The organism is Bacillus sp. NEAU-242-2 (assembly GCF_027853835.1).
GTDB classification, from domain to species: Bacteria; Bacillota; Bacilli; order Bacillales; family Bacillaceae; genus Bacillus; species Bacillus velezensis.
The window spans coordinates 964,323-979,171 of the sequence record NZ_JAPNNY010000002.1 but is presented as its reverse complement, the minus strand read 5'-3'; the positions used below and the strand labels follow the sequence as shown (position 1 = coordinate 979,171).

Here is a 14,849-nt window from a genome sequence, read left to right as displayed (position 1 = left end):
AGGTGAAGGGTCTTGGCGGATAAAGACTTTGGCCTGAATGATATTGTTGAAATGAAGAAACCGCATCCTTGCGGTGAAAACAGGTGGAAAATCATTCGGATGGGAATGGATATTCGGATCAAATGCACGGGTTGTTCCCACAGTGTCATGATTCCGAGAAGAGATTTTGAGAGAAAGCTGAAAAAAGTACTCGTCAAGCATGAGGAGCCTACATCATAAGGGCTGGCGCTCATGCTTTTTCATATAGAGGAGAGGAAGAGGCCCGATGAGCAAAGTGCATCAGTCAGCGTGCCCGCTGAATTGCTGGGACAGCTGCGGCTTTTTGGTGACAGTTGAGGATGGAAAGGTGACGAAAGTAGACGGAGACCCGAATCATCCCATTACGGAAGGGAAAATTTGCGGCCGGGGCAGAATGCTGGAGACGAAAACGAATGCGCCGGAACGGCTTCGTTTCCCTTTAAAAAAGAAAGACGGCGAATTTGTCCGGATTTCCTGGGAGCAGGCGTTAGATGAAATTGCTGAAAAAATGGCGGTGATTAAGGAGACGCTGGGCACTGCCGCAGTGCTGCACAGTCATGACTACGCCAATAACGGTCTTTTGAAGGCGCTCGACCAGCGTTTTTTCAATGGATACGGCGGTGTAACCGAGATTGCGGGCAGCATTTGCTGGGGTTCCGGCATTGAAGCGCAGCGCTGGGATTTCGGGCGTTCTTACGGGCATGGACCGCTTGATATTTATCACAGCAAGCATGTGATCGTATGGGGCAGAAACGTGTCCCGGACGAATATGCACCTCTATCATCATCTGCAGCAGGTGAAGAAAAAAGGAGCGACACTGACGGTCATTGATCCTATTTTTAACCCGACTGCAAAGCTTGCCGACCGGTATATATCCGTCAAACCCGGCATGGATGGCTGGCTTGCGGCGGGTGTTTTAAAAATATTATGCCAAACCGGCAGAACCGATTCTGATTTTATTCAAAAGCATTCGGTCGGTTTTGAGGAAATAGACAAGCTTCTGCAGACGATTTCTTTTGAGGAGATCATTGAGAAAACAGAAACGTCTTTAGAAGTGCTTGAATATCTTGCCGATTTATATGCAGACGGTCCCGCCTCCACTTTTATGGGTCTTGGGATGCAGAGATATAAAAACGGGGGCGGGACGATACGGTGGATTGACGCTCTAGCTGCGGCGAGCGGAAATGTCGGTATCAAAGGCGGCGGCGCAAACTTCGGAAATGTGCAAGTCGGTGAAAGCTTTGCAAAGGCCGAGCTCACTCGTCCTGATTTGAAGAAAAGTTCGAGAATGTTTTCGATGATGACTCAAGCTGAAGAGGCGCTGAATGCAGCCGACCCGCCGATTGAGATGATCATCGTGACGTGCGGCAATCCGCTGACACAGGTGCCGAATACAAAAAAAGTGAAGGAAGCGTTTGAAAAAACATCGGTCACAGTGGCCATTGATTCGGTCATGACCGATACGGCGAAGCTCTGTGACTATGTGCTGCCGACGGCCGTAGTTTTCGAAGAGGAAGATATTTATTATTCCAGCATGTATCATCACTATGTTCAATATGGCAAGAAGCTTGCGGAACCGCAGGGAGAGGCAAAATCAGACCGCTGGATCTGGACGGAACTCGCAAAGCGTCTCGGATTCGGGGAGCTGTTTGATTACAGTACGGAAGATTTCTTAAAAATGGGGCTCCCTTCTTTGGAGAAAGAAGGAATCACCCTTGAGCAATTAAAGGAAAAAGGACATATGCCGCTTCCGGTCGAACAGGTTCCGTGGAGTGATTTTCAATTTTTAACCCCGAGCGGAAAATTTGAATTCGTCTCGTCACTGGCAGAAGAGAAAGGATACAGCGGCCTCCCTCAATTGGAAGTGCCGGAGGAGTCTGTTTATCACGACGCCGGGCTTGCAGGGAAATATCCGTATACGCTGCTGTCCATTCACCCGCAGCGCTCCAATCATTCACAGCACGTGCCGTTTATTGAAAAGCTTCAGCAGATTCAGGTGGACCTGTCGCCGGATATCGCGGAAGAGCTTTCTCTTCAAGACGGAGATACGGCAGAGGTTTACAATGACCGCGGCCGTCTGCGCGGCAGGGTGAAAATCATGAAGCAGGCTCACCCGAAGACGGTGAATATAGATGAGGGCATGTGGGCGGCATTCGGAGGCTCCGTCAACATGCTCACAAAGGATTCAAATTCCGATAATGGAATGGGAAGTACGCTTTTTGACTGTCTGGTAGCGGTTAAAAAAGGATAATCTAAGGAGAGAGAGGGCGGGAAATGCTTTTTTCTCAGCTTGTCTTTTCCTATGAACCTCCTTATAATTGCTCTAGGTTTACAATACGTTTATACGATGATGGTTTGATATAGAGGAGATGAAAGAATGGCTTTAACTGCTGGAATTGTCGGTTTGCCGAATGTCGGAAAATCGACGTTATTTAATGCAATTACCCAGGCTGGTGCCGAATCAGCCAACTACCCGTTCTGTACAATTGATCCGAACGTGGGAATCGTGGAAGTGCCGGATGAACGTCTGCAAAAGCTGACTGAATTGGTGAACCCGAAAAAAACGGTGCCGACTGCGTTTGAATTCACTGATATCGCGGGGATCGTAAAAGGCGCATCTAAAGGTGAAGGACTCGGAAATAAGTTTCTTTCTCATATCCGTCAGGTTGATGCGATCTGCCACGTTGTACGTGCATTCGCTGATGACAATATTACGCACGTGTCAGGGAAAGTCGATCCGATTGACGATATTGAAACGATCAATCTTGAATTGATTCTTGCCGACATGGAGACAGTCGAAAAACGCATCACGCGTGTAAGCAAGCTTGCGAAGCAAAAAGACAAAGAAGCGGTTTTTGAATTTGACATTCTGTCTAAATTAAAAGAAGCTTTCGAACAAGAAAAGCCTGCCCGTTCCGTTGAATTTACGGAAGAACAGCAAAAGCTTGTGAAGCAGCTTCATTTGCTTACGTCAAAACCCGTGCTTTATGTGGCGAATGTAAGCGAAGATGAAGTGGCTGATCCTTCAGACAATGAATACGTTGCGAAAATCCGTGAGTACGCCGCGGGTGAAAATGCCGAAGTTATCGTCGTCTGTGCGAAAATTGAGTCTGAAATTGCTGAATTGGAAGGCGAAGAAAAGCAAATGTTCCTTGAGGAGCTCGGCATCGAAGAATCAGGTCTTGATCAGCTGATTAAAGCGTCATACTCTCTTCTCGGCCTTGCAACATACTTTACGGCGGGCGAACAGGAAGTGCGCGCATGGACATTCAGAAAAGGCATGAAAGCTCCTGAGTGTGCGGGTATCATCCACACTGACTTTGAACGCGGCTTTATCCGCGCTGAAACGGTTGCTTATGAAGACCTTTTGGCAGGCGGCGGAATGTCCGGAGCGAAAGAAGCCGGAAAAGTGCGTCTGGAAGGTAAGGAATATGTAGTCCAAGACGGAGATGTCATTCATTTCCGATTTAATGTATAGGACACAGTTGTAAAGGGACAAGAGCTTTGGTATAATATAAACTTGTGAGTAATAGAATTATTGCTCCTTGCCCATTATAGGGCCGCTTAGACCAAAAGGAGGTGCAAACAGATGAAAAAGTACGAAGTTATGTACATTATCCGTCCGAACATTGACGAAGAGTCAAAGAAGGCAGTTATCGAGCGTTTCAACAACGTATTGACTTCTAACGGAGCGGAGATCACTGGAACAAAAGATTGGGGTAAACGTCGTCTTGCTTACGAAATCAACGATTTCCGTGACGGTTTCTACCAAATCTTAAACGTTCAGTCTGAAGCTGCAGCGGTTGCTGAATTCGACCGTTTAGCTAAGATCAGTGACGATATCATTCGCCACATCGTTGTTAAAGAAGAAGAATAAGCAATTTGAAATATATAATGTTAAAAGGTGGTCTTTCATATGCTTAACCGAGTTGTATTAGTCGGAAGACTGACAAAAGACCCAGAGCTTCGTTATACGCCAAGCGGTGCGGCTGTCGCCACGTTTACTCTTGCTGTGAATCGTACATTCACGAACCAGTCCGGAGAACGTGAAGCCGATTTCATTAATTGTGTCACTTGGAGAAGACAAGCCGAAAACGTTGCAAACTTTCTTAAAAAAGGAAGCCTTGCCGGCGTAGACGGCCGACTCCAGACAAGAAATTATGAAAATCAGCAGGGACAGCGTGTCTTCGTGACAGAAGTCCAAGCTGAAAGTGTTCAATTTCTTGAGCCTAAAAACAGCGGCGGTTCTGGATCAGGCGGATACAACGAAGGAAACAGCGGCGGAGGCCAATACTTTGGCGGAGGCCAAAATGATAATCCGTTCGGCGGAAATCAGAACAACCAGAGACGAAATCAAGGGAACAGCTTTAATGATGATCCATTTGCCAACGACGGCAAGCCGATTGACATCTCGGATGATGATCTTCCGTTCTAATAGATTATCGCTATATTCATAACGAGAAAGGTGGGAAATGACAATGGCAGGAGGACGCAGAGGCGGTCGTGCGAAACGCCGTAAGGTTTGTTACTTCACTTCTAACGGCATTACGCACATCGATTACAAAGATGTAGATCTTCTTAGAAAGTTTGTTTCTGAGCGTGGTAAAATCTTACCTCGCCGTGTAACTGGAACAAACGCGAAATACCAACGTAAATTGACTATCGCAATCAAACGCGCACGTCAAATGGCTTTACTTCCATACGTAACTGGCGAGTAAGCCGAAAGAAAAGAGCAAGAGCCTGCGGGCTCCTGCTCTTTTTTTATATCAGTCCTCCTCCATCCTGCCGAAATGTTTCACATGAAACATGGAAGTGCTTCTTACTCCTTTGTTATCTTGCTCCTCTATTCAAATACGCGTACTTATGCAATGAATTTGTTTATACTGAAGAACAGGGGGTGGCTGAGATGGAGACAGACAGAAATATCCTGACTGATGAAAAGTGGGGCGCAATCATACGCAATGATGCTTCTTATGACGGGGCATTTTATTATGCAGTAAAAACGACGGGGATTTTCTGCCGGCCTTCTTGTAAATCGAGAGTTCCGAATAAAGAAAACGTGCTGGTGTTTGATACGGCTGATGCAGCGCTCGAGAAACATTTTCGTCCCTGTAAAAGGTGCCGGCCGAACGGTCTTCGTCTTCCTGATGAAGAATGGATTGTTCAAATCATTGAGTACATTGACCGCCATTATCACGAATCTCTGACTCTGAGTGTACTGGCCGAAATGTGTCACGGCAGCCCTTATCATTTACAGCGGACATTTAAAAAAATCAGGGGAATATCCCCGATTGAGTATATACAGAAAAGAAGATTGTCGAAGGCGGAACACCTTTTAAAGCATACTGATATGACAGTCATGGAGATCGCTCTGACGGTCGGAATTCCAAACACAGCGCATTTCGCCACTCTTTTTAAAAAGAGAACCGGAAATTCGCCCACAGAATACCGAAAAACTGCCGGAATGGGAAAGGGAGGTTCAATATGAGTAAAGAGACAATGGTCTATTGGACACTTTTCACACGGAATGATTGGAGCCTGTATACAGCCGCCACATCTAAGGGGCTATGCTTTATAGGTTCAAATCATGGAAGCTTTGAAGAGCTTGAGCAGTGGGCAAAAAAATCACTGCCGTAATACCGATTGGCACGTGATGATGAGAAGCTGGCGTCTTACACGGCAGAGCTGTCCGAGTACATCGAAAATGGCAGATCAGCTTTTTCAGTGCCGGTGGATCTTTACGGGACAGAATTTCAGCTTGCTGTATGGAAAGCGCTTATGGACATACCGTACGGCGAGACATACTCGTATTCGGATATAGCAAAAATAATTCAGAAACCGGCAGCCGTAAGAGCCGTGGGCGCCGCGATTGGAAAAAATCCGGTATTGATTACGGTTCCGTGCCATCGCGTCATTGGAAAAAACGGGAAACTGACCGGATTCAGAGGCGGTTTAGAAATGAAAAAGCAGCTGCTGGCATTAGAGGGCGGAAACATTTAAACACTGGAATGACGGCTGAGCCGGACAGGAGGGAACACATGAAACTGATTTCTTGGAATGTAAACGGCTTACGTGCTGTGATGAAAAAGATAGATATCAATACTTACGTTCAGGAAACGGAAGCCGATATTTTATGTCTGCAAGAAACGAAAGTACAGGACGGACAAGTATCATTACAGCTTGAAGGGTACCATGGCTATTGGAACTATGCGGTGAAAAAAGGCTACTCAGGCACGGCTGTTTTTTCGAAAGAAAAGCCGCTTCACGTGTTTTATGGATTGGGAATTGACGATCATGATCAAGAAGGACGGGTGATCACACTTGAATTTGAGAACGTGTTCGTCGTCAACTGTTATACGCCGAATGCCAAACGCGGATTAGAGCGAATTGATTACCGTCTTCAATGGGAAGCCGATTTTAAGGATTATCTGAAGAAGCTTGACCGGAAGAAGCCCGTGATATTATGCGGCGATCTGAATGTCGCACACAGGGAGATAGATTTAAAAAATCCGAAAGCCAACCGGAAGAACGCCGGTTTCTCGGATCAAGAGCGGGAAGCGTTCAGCGCCCTGCTGAACACAGGATTTACCGACTCATTCCGCTATTTATATCCTGATCGGGAAGGCGCCTATTCCTGGTGGTCTTACAGGACGAACGTACGTGAGAAAAACATCGGCTGGCGGCTTGATTACGTCATTGTTTCAGACAGACTGAAGCCGCGGATCAGCCAAGCGGCCATTTGTGCCGATATCATGGGTTCTGACCATTGCCCTGTTGAAATGACAGTGGATTTATGATGAGATAGCAGTAAGAGAAATCCACTCTTGCTGCTTTTTTATCACCGAAAATGGAGGAGCACATGGCAAATATAAAAGAGATTGCGAAACTGGCGAATGTGTCGGTGGCCACCGTATCACGCGTATTAAACCGACACCCGTACGTATCTGAGGAGAAAAGGCGTCTTGTGAATCAAGTGATGAAGGAGCTGGATTATACCCCTAATCGAACTGCCATTGATCTGATTCGCGGAAAGACCAATACGATCGGCGTGATATTGCCGTACAGTGACCATCCCTGCTTTGACAAAATTGTAAACGGTATCACGAAGGAAGCGTTTGCCCATGATTACGTGACAACCCTTCTCCCCACCAACTATGACCTCGCTATAGAGATGACCTATTTCGAACTGCTGAAAATGAAAAAGATTGACGGACTGATTGTCACGTCCCGCGCGAATGAATGGGAAACCGCTGTGCCTTACCTGGAATACGGCCCCATTGTCGCTTGTGAATATACGCAGCATCAAGAGATTCCCTGCGCTTATAATGACAGGCAGGCAGCTTACAGAGAAAGCTTTTTGTATTTGAAAAACCGCGGACATCAAGACGTTGCTTTTACATGTGTGCGGGAAGCGGAAAAAAGCCCGAGTACGGCCGACAAGGTAACCGTATATAAGGCGGTTTTCGGCTCTCTTGATGAAACCCGCATTCTGATCGGATGCCATGATATGGACGACGGAAAGCGGGCAGGTGAACACTTCTGGGGTTTCGACAAGGCGCCGACGGCCATCTATGCGCACAGTGATGACGTGGCTGCCGGCTTGTACCAGTTTGCGAAAGAACAGAAATGGGACGCGGAGATCATCGGCGAGGGAAATCTGAGCGTCAGCCGGGCATTGAATATCCCATCTCTGGAACTTCATTTGGAACGGGTCGGAAGGGAAGCATTTTTGCTGTTTTTGCACGGAGAAACGGCTAAAAAACAAATTATGCATCAATTTCAGCGGAAAAAGTCTTGAACTGAAATGGGTTTCATGCTTTATAACTAGATTGAGAAAAAAAGGAGGCGGACATATGCGAATTGAACATGCGGCCATATGGGTGAAAGATTTAGAACGGATGAAAGAATTTTATGAGAAATACTTCGGCGCCAAGGCCAATGACCTTTATCATAATGAGAAAAAAGATTTCAAATCGTACTTTCTTTCGTTTGACTCCGGATGCAGGCTGGAACTTATGAAAAAAGGCGGCATTGATGAAGCTCCGTCACAGAATATGACCGGATGGGCGCATCTCGCATTTTCTACAGGCAGCAAGGAGCGGGTGAATGAATTGACGGAGACGTTTAAAAACGACGGATTTCAGGTTGTAAGCGGCCCGCGGGTGACGGGTGACGGATATTATGAGAGCGTGATAGAGGATGGGGAAGGCAATTTGATAGAAATCACAGTGTAACAGTGCGGGGAACCCGCACTGTTTTATTGATTAAATTTGCTGAGCATTAGTTTTCGGACCGAAGAGGATTAACAAAACGGAACATAGAAGCCAGCAGCCGCCGATGAACAAAAAGACGCTGATGTAGCCGAGCTTAACGGCAATAAATCCGACGAGCAGGGAGCCGAATATATTGGAAAAACGGCCGAGCCCGTACGCCAGCCCGCTCCCGGCCGAGCGATATTCCGTAGGATACGGCTCCGATGTATATGCGTATAAGTTTGAGGTGAATACCCGTTCCGTGACGTTGACGACAAATCCAAACACAATAATCATGACGGGAATAAACGTCATGCCGTATAACAGTCCGGCAATGGCAGTCAGAAAAGCGCTTGCGGCCAGAATCCATTTCCTTTGGAACGTCTCGGATATCATGGAACCGAGCAATGCGCCAAGCGGTGCGCCGACAGAGTGAAGCACATTGTACCACAGCGTTTTTTCCATGGTGATGCCGTTGCTTTTCAGCAGGCTGGGCACCCATGAAGCAAAGCCGTAAAAGCCAAAGGTTTCAAGAATCCATACCGCTGACAGGATGATGGTGATCTTTAAATTCCTGCCCTGAAACAGCCCTAAGTAGCCTGCGTGCTTCACTGTATGTACTTCTGCCGCCTCTTTTGGCGCGGGAAGCGGGCCTTTTTCTTTCTCTATACGTGCTTCAAGACGGTTCATAATGGCGTTTGCCTGATCATATGCGCCCCGATTTTCGTGCCAGCGCGGCGATTCCTCAAGCCGGCGGATAAAAAAGAAATAAATGAGACCGGCCGCCCCCCATACGAATACGAGCCGCCACCCCCATGAGCCTAAAGGAATGACAAAAGCGGAAACAACGTTTGTGACGGGAACGCCGATCAGTCCGATCATGGCGCAAAAGGAGATGTATTTTCCCCGTACGGATGATGGAAAAAATTCCGCCAAATAGCTGTTCGTCACAATCATGGCGGCCGCGACGCCGAGCCCGGTCAAGAAGCGGAAAATCATTAAGGAAGGAATGTCCCATGCCAGCGCATTCAGAAAAGATGAGATCGAAAAGACAAGGACAAAACAATTCAGCGCTTTTTTCCTGCCGATCCGATCGGACAGCCTTCCGCCGATGGAGGCGCCTAAAAACATGCCCAGGAAGGATGCGGCCGTGATGTCGGCAATGACGGACAGCTTCACGCCCCAATGCTCAATCAGCGCCGGAGCCACGTTGCTGAGCGTAAACAGGTCAGCGAGATCGAAAAAATAGATGATTCCGAGAGCGGTTAATACTTGATAGTGCACACGCGAAATGGGGAGACGGTCTAATCGGTTCGCTACATTTGAGAATGTCTGATGTTTCATAAAAAACCCCCTGACTTAGCAATTGTAATCAGAAAATACTGTAAATTTATCTGACGAATACATTATAAAGGTCTTTTTTTGGCAAAAACAGAGTGTAAATAACCAGAGCCAAAGGAAACGGCATAGCGCTTTCTTCTTAAAATATATAACATTTCCTATATCTGTTTCTGTTTATATTGTAAAATGTTGAAGGAAAGGAAGTTGATGCATAAATATGAATACATTTGTACGGCCCGCAGAGGGAAGAAATAGTGTATCGAGATATCTTCTTTCTCTGTTGCTCATTGTGGGTTTGTTCTTTTTCGGAAGCATACTGACCGTGTTTTATATGTTTCTCACGTCCGCTTTCAATCCTTCACTGACGATAAATTGGGATGAGGCGGCATTAAGTGACCCGCTGGCGGATATTTATTTACAGCATATCGTCTATTTCATAGCGATTCCGGGCATTTGGATAGCGGTTCGTTTCATTATGAAGCGGCGGTTTTTATCCATCATTACACCGAATCAGTCGCTGAACTGGAAGAGAATTTTCTTTGGATTCGGCACATATGTTGTGCTGATGTTTGTCGCGGGGCTGATTGATTTTTTAATTCATCCGGATCGTTTCACGCTTCAGGAATTCCATGCTTCACGTTTTCTGCTGCTGTTAGCGGCGGCCGTCTTGTTGGTTCCGATTCAAACCTCTGCGGAGGAATTTCTCTTTCGCGGTTTTCTGCTACAGTTTGCCGGAAAATTGACGGCAAACGCGGTGGTTCTGACGATCATTATCGGCGGATTATTCGGCGCACTTCATTTCGGAAATCCGGAGATGGATAATGGGGCTCTATGGGCGGGAATCGGATATGTCACCATCGGCATGATCTGGACCTTTATCACGATTAAAACGGGCAGTCTGGAGATGTCCCTTGGCGGTCACGCTGCCAATAATATGTTTTTATTTATCTTTCTCACAGAGGATCATTCGGTGTACGGCGGCATTCCGTCGGTATTTACAACAGCAGCCGGGGGCTATGAAATATACGATTGCATATCGACTCTGGTGATCAATATCATCTTCGCATGGCTCGCATTCCGTTTTGTGAAAAAAGAAAAGCAGCAGGCCGCCTAGGCTCTGCTGCTGATTTGTAAGGTGTTCATCGCTTCATCAATATCCGTCGTCGGCCTCCGGCAGGCGAAATTCTCACAAATGTAGACCGTTGTCTTCCCATCGATCATTTGATAACCTGCGGCAAAGTCAGAAATGCCAGCAAGATCATCCGGATGTTCTGCGGCGAGAATCGTATAGGCGGGAGTGAAATGCTCCTGAAGCGCCTCAATGAAACGTTTTCTGTCCGGGTCATCTTTCCTTCCGAACACAACGATTTCTTTTTGGGGCATTGTGTGTGCCAGTACGCTTTGCATGAAGAAAGCGTTGCTGCTCGGATAGGCCTCTATTTCCCGTTTGAACACGGAAAACATCACTTCGGCTTTTTCAATCAGTGATACATCACCCGTCAGGCGGCCGAGACGAAGCAGCTGTACGGCAGCCGCGCTGTTTCCGGAAGGCACGGCCCCGTCATAAACCTCTTTTTCCCTGACAAGAAGGGTCTCAGCATCATTCCCCGTAAAGAAGAAACCCCCGTGCCGTTCATCCCAGAACAGCTCCAGCATGCTTGTACATAACGTTTTCGCTTTCTGCAGATAAGACGGATGAAAACCCGCTTCATACAGTTCAAGATAAGCCCAGATGAGAAAAGCGTAATCATCGATAAACCCTTTGTTTTTCACTTCGCCCTCGCGATAGCGGACCATGACGCGCCCGTCCGGCATGAGGTGCCGTTCGAGAAAGCGGATGGCTGTTTCCGCCATGCTGAGATAGTCAGGCTCGTGAAATACCTTTGCGGCTTTTGCCAGCCCGGCAATCATGAGCGCGTTCCATGAGGTCAGCACTTTGTCATCTGTATGCGGATAGCTTCTGTTTTCACGGGCCTCCAGCAATTTTGTTCTTGCCTCTTCAAGACGTTCGGCCAGCTCACGTTCGGTGAGGCCGGTCTCTTCGAGGATAGCCTCACGCCGCGTGAAAATGAGGTGCGGGATGTTTTCGCCTTCAAAATTGCCTTGATCTGTGATGTTATACACCTTGCAATAAAGCGGGCCGAGTTCATCACCGAGAAGATTCATGATTTCTTTTTTTGACCATATGTAATATTTCCCCTCACGGCCTTCGGTATCAGCGTCTAAAGCTGAGAAAAAGCTGCCGTCTTCATGCATCATTTCCCGCTGAATAAACGTTACGATCTGCATCGCAATCTGTTTGTAGCGCTCATTACCTGTGACTTGATAGGCTTCCGTATAGGCGGTCAGGAGAAGGGCGTTGTCATACAGCATTTTCTCAAAATGCGGCACGAGCCATTCATTATCAGTCGAGTAGCGGGCAAAGCCAAATCCGATATGGTCAAAAATTCCGCCGTTCGCCATGCCGTCGAGTGTCTTGGTTACGCCGGCCAAAGCCTGTTCCTTGCCCGTATAGCTGTAGTAGCGAAGCAGAAACATGAGCATATGCGGCATCGGAAATTTCGGAGCCTGGCCGAACCCGCCGTACACCGTATCAAACCCGCCGGCCAGCTGGCGATACGTGTCATGAACCGCCTGTTCGCCAAGCATGCCCTCAGCCGGGTGAATCTTGACTTCAAGATGAGCGGCGGCGTTTTCGGCGATATCCTCGACATGCTGCCGGTCATTCGCAAACGTTTCGGACAGATGTTCAAGCACATCGATAAAGCCCGGACGGTTAAATTTGCTCGTCTTCGGAAAATACGTCCCCGCATAAAATGGCTTCTGATCTGGTGTGACGAACACGTTCAGCGGCCACCCGCCCTGCCCCGTCATCAGCTGGCAGATTCTCATATACACGGAATCCACATCAGGGCGCTCCTCACGATCAACCTTGATGGCTATGAATTTATCGTTTAACATACCGGCGATCTCTTCGTCCTCAAAGGACTCGTGAGCCATTACGTGACACCAGTGGCAAGTTCGCTAAGCTACCCGTACCCAATAGATAAGAGAACAGGTTTATTCTCTCGTTTCGCTTTTTCAAATGCTTCATCGCACCAAGGATACCAATCCACGGGATTATAAGCATGTTGGAGTAAGTACGGTGACTTCTCGTCGATTAATCTATTGGGTACTTTTTTATTTGGCATGGGATCACCTTCTTTCGTTCGTATTACCGTTGATATATCTTTACTGTACCATAAAGATGTGCAGTCTATTCTTTATTTGTTTCTGTCTAAAGAAAACTAGTCTGTAGTTGACAGAATGGACAAGGTGCCTGACAACTGATATAGAGCTATGCGCCTAATCCAAAAGCTTTCATAACAAAGATAACAACAGGCGGAATGATAAGTGATGGCAGAAGATTTAAGGTTTTACATTTTTTAATTCCCAAAATGCTTAACCCCGAGCTTAGTATCAGTATTCCGCCCACAATTGTTATTTCATTAATCATGTCTGCACTTAATGCACTCTCCATTACTTTTGCAAATAAATAGAGTGAGCCTTGCCAGGCAAATAACACAACAGCAGATAAGGCTATTCCAAAGCCAAACGCTGATGCGAGAACAATAGAAGTGATGCCATCCAACATACCGTTTGTAAGAAGATAAGTGGAATCACCATGGATCGCGGATTCAATAGGCCCTAATATCGACAATGATCCCATGCAAAACAATAAGATTGCAGTTGATAAGCCTTCAGCTAAGTTATTTTTAGAGAACTTGCTGACTAGATGGTTGAATCTAAGTTCCAAATTTACAAACTGTCCAAGTAGTCCGCCAACAGCTAAACTTACAATAAAAAGAATAGGGTATTTACTATCCGATAAATGCTGTGTAATGGCGTTTATTCCTAATCCAACTGCAACAAACCCCATCGCTTGCATAAGAATATCTTGATATTCACCTTTCATTCCTTTCTTGAATAGCCCTCCGAGTAAACATCCTGCGAAGATCATAAATGTGTTAAAAATTGTTCCAATCATGTGCTTTCTCCCCCAATAAAGTGTGCTTTTAAAAAAATAAACTCTCCAGTAACTAGAGAGTCAAGGGATTATTTAATGGGCAGCATGATTTCGGTCACATAATGATCCGGATTATTAGTAACACCATAATCAATTAACGTTATCTCAATGGAGTCGGCCGCTAACTCCAGATGATGCTTTTTCATATATGTCAGTAACTTTTTATAATATTGTTTGGCCTCTTTATGCGACCCCTTAAACCTGATTTGTAAATATTCATTTGATGGTAAGGTGATTACTGATGGGGGCAAATTATGCTCGTCTTCTAAGATCATAAAAATACTGGAGTAACGATCAAACTTATGCGCTTTTAGGTTTGACACTGAAATCGATAATCCAATCTTTCCTAAAAATATGTCTTCTTTAATAGTAAGATCATTTCTCAATTCTGTTAGAGAGTGTTCAATATCATGACCTAGAATATACTCATGCTGTAAATAAGCGACACGCAACTCCGGAAGTTTGATTTTTGTAATTTTGTCTAACGGTTTATTAACGGCATCTTCTATTTTGTTTAAACGGCGGGTGATCTTTTTTTCAATAAGCTCTAATTCCCTTTTTTTACGATCGATTTCGGTTTTTTGGTTTTTCAGTAATTGAATTAAGGTATCTGCATTGTGGGAATTATAAAAATCTAGGAGTTTGTTTATTGGCAAGCCTAAAGCCCGCAAATATTTGATTGTATCCAGTCTCTCAAACTGCTCTGTGGAATAGTATCTGTAGTTATTTTGCTTGTCTTTGTATGCAGGTTTCAAAAGACCGATCTCATCATAATATCTGAGAGTGGATATTTTGACGTGAAATAACCTGGATACCTCTCCAATAGAGAAAAAATTCTTCATGATCATAATCCTTCTGCTTTCATTTGTCTTAATAAACCTGTAAAAAATGGTTTTATCAACATTATAATATTCAGCAATTTAAAGATAAAGCATCCCCTCTGGATCGAAAAATTTTAATGGAGGGAATTGGAGAGGATTATATGGTAATCTGCGTGGCGTCAGTGACAAGTCGAATAGCCGACGCTGACAAGAACCGGCTTGTTTAAGTTTAAGCGTTTCGCTTTTTCGAAGGGTGCCAGTTTACGGGGTTGTGGGCGTGTTGGAGCAGATAGGGGGACTTCTCCGTGATTAAACTGTTGGGTTTACTATTGTTTGGCATGGGCTCACCTG

Annotated in this window: 15 protein-coding genes and 3 pseudogenes; 12 read left to right on the top strand and 6 right to left on the bottom strand. The window is 45.9% G+C overall.

Annotated elements, in window-relative coordinates; all coding sequences use genetic code 11:
* The first annotated feature begins 12 nt into the window (after window positions 1–12).
* From OWN49_RS09955 to OWN49_RS09905, 11 genes and pseudogenes are all read left to right on the top strand, one after another.
* Window positions 13–219 carry a DUF951 domain-containing protein gene (locus OWN49_RS09955; protein WP_004392973.1) on the top strand — a complete coding sequence of 69 codons (207 nt, stop codon included), beginning with the start codon at window positions 13–15 and terminating at the stop codon, window positions 217–219.
* 46 nt (window positions 220–265) lie between these two features.
* Window positions 266–2,269, top strand: coding sequence for a molybdopterin-dependent oxidoreductase (locus OWN49_RS09950; protein ID WP_176283645.1), 2,004 nt, complete (start codon window positions 266–268; stop codon window positions 2,267–2,269).
* A 126-nt stretch (window positions 2,270–2,395) separates the two neighbouring features.
* The gene (gene ychF, locus OWN49_RS09945) at window positions 2,396–3,496 is read left to right on the top strand and encodes a redox-regulated ATPase YchF (protein ID WP_004392975.1); all 1,101 of its coding nucleotides are present in this window, start codon (window positions 2,396–2,398) and stop codon (window positions 3,494–3,496) included.
* 111 nt (window positions 3,497–3,607) lie between these two features.
* A complete protein-coding gene (rpsF, locus tag OWN49_RS09940; RefSeq protein WP_004392977.1) occupies window positions 3,608–3,895 on the top strand; it encodes a 30S ribosomal protein S6 in 288 nt (95 codons plus the stop codon).
* 39 nt (window positions 3,896–3,934) lie between these two features.
* Window positions 3,935–4,453, top strand: coding sequence for a single-stranded DNA-binding protein SsbA (gene ssbA / locus OWN49_RS09935; protein WP_004392979.1), 519 nt, complete (start codon window positions 3,935–3,937; stop codon window positions 4,451–4,453).
* A gap of 43 nt (window positions 4,454–4,496) precedes the next feature.
* Window positions 4,497–4,736 (top strand): 30S ribosomal protein S18, encoded by a 240-nt coding sequence (gene rpsR, locus OWN49_RS09930; protein ID WP_004392983.1) that lies wholly within the window; start codon window positions 4,497–4,499, stop codon window positions 4,734–4,736.
* A 188-nt stretch (window positions 4,737–4,924) separates the two neighbouring features.
* The gene (locus OWN49_RS09925) at window positions 4,925–5,506 is read left to right on the top strand and encodes a bifunctional transcriptional activator/DNA repair enzyme AdaA (protein ID WP_176283644.1); all 582 of its coding nucleotides are present in this window, start codon (window positions 4,925–4,927) and stop codon (window positions 5,504–5,506) included.
* Window positions 5,503–6,018, top strand: a pseudogene (locus tag OWN49_RS09920) (methylated-DNA--[protein]-cysteine S-methyltransferase). The gene OWN49_RS09925 and the pseudogene OWN49_RS09920 overlap by 4 nt, the downstream one beginning before the upstream one ends.
* Before the next feature lie 38 nt (window positions 6,019–6,056).
* Window positions 6,057–6,815: an exodeoxyribonuclease III gene (locus OWN49_RS09915; protein ID WP_094247317.1), complete on the top strand. Its 759-nt coding sequence runs from the start codon at window positions 6,057–6,059 to the stop codon at window positions 6,813–6,815.
* Between the two features lie 62 nt (window positions 6,816–6,877).
* Window positions 6,878–7,816, top strand: a complete 939-nt coding sequence (locus tag OWN49_RS09910) for a LacI family DNA-binding transcriptional regulator (RefSeq protein WP_176283643.1) — start codon at window positions 6,878–6,880, stop codon at window positions 7,814–7,816.
* A gap of 55 nt (window positions 7,817–7,871) precedes the next feature.
* Window positions 7,872–8,252 (top strand): VOC family protein, encoded by a 381-nt coding sequence (locus OWN49_RS09905; RefSeq protein WP_004392999.1) that lies wholly within the window; start codon window positions 7,872–7,874, stop codon window positions 8,250–8,252.
* A 30-nt stretch (window positions 8,253–8,282) separates the two neighbouring features.
* Here OWN49_RS09905 and OWN49_RS09900 read toward each other — a convergent pair whose 3' ends face one another.
* Window positions 8,283–9,614, bottom strand: a complete 1,332-nt coding sequence (locus tag OWN49_RS09900; protein WP_004393001.1) for an MFS transporter — start codon at window positions 9,612–9,614, stop codon at window positions 8,283–8,285.
* 214 nt (window positions 9,615–9,828) lie between these two features.
* On the opposite strand from OWN49_RS09900, the gene OWN49_RS09895 reads away from it, so the two are divergent.
* The gene (locus tag OWN49_RS09895; RefSeq protein ID WP_176283642.1) at window positions 9,829–10,725 is read left to right on the top strand and encodes a CPBP family intramembrane glutamic endopeptidase; all 897 of its coding nucleotides are present in this window, start codon (window positions 9,829–9,831) and stop codon (window positions 10,723–10,725) included.
* Here OWN49_RS09895 and OWN49_RS09890 read toward each other — a convergent pair.
* The 5 genes and pseudogenes from OWN49_RS09890 to OWN49_RS09870 form a co-directional block, all read right to left on the bottom strand.
* Entirely contained in the window at window positions 10,722–12,611 is a 1,890-nt protein-coding gene (locus OWN49_RS09890; protein ID WP_176283641.1) for a thioredoxin domain-containing protein, read from the bottom strand. The two genes, OWN49_RS09895 and OWN49_RS09890, sit on opposite strands and share 4 nt — an antisense overlap.
* Window positions 12,612–12,646: 35 nt before the next feature.
* Window positions 12,647–12,802, bottom strand: a pseudogene (locus tag OWN49_RS09885) (DUF255 domain-containing protein); the annotation flags it as partial.
* A gap of 146 nt (window positions 12,803–12,948) precedes the next feature.
* Entirely contained in the window at window positions 12,949–13,638 is a 690-nt protein-coding gene (locus tag OWN49_RS09880; RefSeq protein WP_014306201.1) for a DUF554 domain-containing protein, read from the bottom strand.
* A 68-nt stretch (window positions 13,639–13,706) separates the two neighbouring features.
* Window positions 13,707–14,519 carry a MerR family transcriptional regulator gene (locus tag OWN49_RS09875; RefSeq protein WP_014306200.1) on the bottom strand — a complete coding sequence of 271 codons (813 nt, stop codon included), beginning with the start codon at window positions 14,517–14,519 and terminating at the stop codon, window positions 13,707–13,709.
* Between the two features lie 161 nt (window positions 14,520–14,680).
* Window positions 14,681–14,838, bottom strand: a pseudogene (locus OWN49_RS09870) (DUF255 domain-containing protein); the annotation flags it as partial.
* Between the last annotated feature and the right edge of the window lie 11 nt (window positions 14,839–14,849).